This window comes from Streptomyces sp. NPDC059668 (assembly GCF_042734135.1).
Classification (GTDB): Bacteria; Actinomycetota; Actinomycetes; order Streptomycetales; family Streptomycetaceae; genus Streptomyces.
On the sequence record NZ_JBHWEL010000160.1, the window covers coordinates 1 to 1,638 of the forward strand.

Here is a 1,638-nt window from a genome sequence, read left to right on the forward strand (position 1 = left end):
CGTAGAATCGACCCCCGCCCCGGCCGCCGTGGCGCCGGTACGGATGCCCGATCCGGTGGCCGTTCCGTTCGAGAAGTCGGCGCGTGTGCGCAAACCCCGGCCCGCGCCCGCCCCCCCCGCGCCCGCCTCGGCCGGGAGACTGGTGCCCGCCTCGGCCGGGAGACCGCGCCCGCCACGACTGGGAGGCCGCGCCTACCAACTGGGAGGAAACCCGTCCCGGCCAGGGCCTCGTGGACCTTTGACTTCCCTCTCCGCGCACCCTACGGTCCAAATAGTCGACCGGTCGGCTAGCGACGCCGGCCATCGGAACCGGTCGAGGAACCCCCACCCAGAATCTCGGAGAAGTCATCATGAGCTCTCAGGACCAGAAGGTCGCAGTCGTCACCGGTGCCTCACAGGGTCTCGGCGCCGGCATCGCCGAGGCGTACCGCAAGCTCGGCTACGCGGTCGTCGCCACCTCGCGCACCATCGCCCCCTCCCACGACGCGGGCATCCTGACCGTCCAGGGCGACATCGCCGACCCCGCCACCGCCGAGCGCGTCATCGCCGCCGGCATCGAACGCTTCGGCCGCATCGACACCCTCGTCAACAACGCCGGCGTCTTCGTCGCCAAGCCGTTCACCGACTACACGGCCGAGGACTACGCCACCGTCATCGGCATCAACCTCACCGGGTTCTTCCGTCTCACCCAGCTCGCCGTCGAGCAGATGCTGAACCAGGGCGGCGGCCACATCGTCAACATCACCACCAGCCTGGTCGACAACGCGGACCACAACGTCCCCTCCGTCCTGGCCTCCCTGACCAAGGGCGGCCTCCAGTCCGCCACCAAGTCGCTCGCCATCGAGTACGCCACCCGCAACATCCGCGTCAACGCCGTCTCCCCCGGCACCATCAAGACGCCCATGCACCCCGCGGAGTCCCACGAAGTCCTCGCCTCCCTCCACCCCGTCGGCCGCATGGGCGAGCAGAGCGACATCGCCGAGGCCGTCGTCTACCTCGAGAACGCCCCCTTCGTCACGGGCGAGATCCTCCACGTCGACGGCGGCATGAGCGCCGGCCACTGAGTCCGCACGACGACGGCACGACGAGGGAAGGACCCCGATGAGCAGCACGACGGACAACGAGGCGATCCTGCGCGGCGTTCTCGACCGGTGGAAGGCCGGCGTGGACGGCCACGAACCGGAGCAGGTCGCCGCCCAGTTCACCGAGGACGCGATCTTCCAGGGGCTGCGCCCCTACAGCGTCGGAAGACCGGGCGTCGCCGCGTACTACGACGCGCAGCCGCTGGGGATGGCGGTCGCGTACCGGATCCTCGAGACCCGGCGCCCCGCCGACCACCTCGTCCTCGGGTACCTGGCGGCGGACTTCTCCTTCACGGACCGGCCCACCGTCAGCCTCAGCCTCGGCGTACTGGTCGAGCGCACGGACGAGGGCTGGCGGATCGGCCACTACCAGGTCTCACGACTGGCCTGACCCGTACGGTCCTTGGCCCGCGGGGGCGGGGGCCGGCGCGCGCGCGCCCCCCGCGCCGCGCGCGCCGCCGCGGGGCGGCTGGGGTGCGACCGGCGGGTGGTGGGGGTGGTGCCCGGGGGGGGGGTGGCGGGGGGGCCGCCCGCCGAAGGCGTCCTGCGCGCCTTC

Annotated in this window: 2 protein-coding genes; both read left to right on the forward strand. The window is 72.1% G+C overall.

The genetic code is table 11. The annotated features are described in order from the left end of the window. The first annotated feature begins 350 nt into the window (after nucleotides 1-350). Nucleotides 351-1,064 (forward strand): SDR family NAD(P)-dependent oxidoreductase, encoded by a 714-nt coding sequence (locus ACFV2J_RS42555; RefSeq protein ID WP_385098416.1) that lies wholly within the window; start codon nucleotides 351-353, stop codon nucleotides 1,062-1,064. Between the two features lie 37 nt (nucleotides 1,065-1,101). Then, nucleotides 1,102-1,473, forward strand: coding sequence for a hypothetical protein (locus ACFV2J_RS42560; RefSeq protein WP_385098413.1), 372 nt, complete (start codon nucleotides 1,102-1,104; stop codon nucleotides 1,471-1,473). The last annotated feature ends 165 nt before the right edge of the window (nucleotides 1,474-1,638 follow it).

Bases quoted from the DNA above. Each gene is read 5' to 3' on its own strand.
- ACFV2J_RS42560 (WP_385098413.1), top strand. From the start codon at position 1,102: ATGAGCAGCACGACGGACAACGAGGCGATCCTGCGCGGCGTTCTCGAC.
- ACFV2J_RS42555 (WP_385098416.1), top strand. From the start codon at position 351: ATGAGCTCTCAGGACCAGAAGGTCGCAGTCGTCACCGGTGCCTCACAG.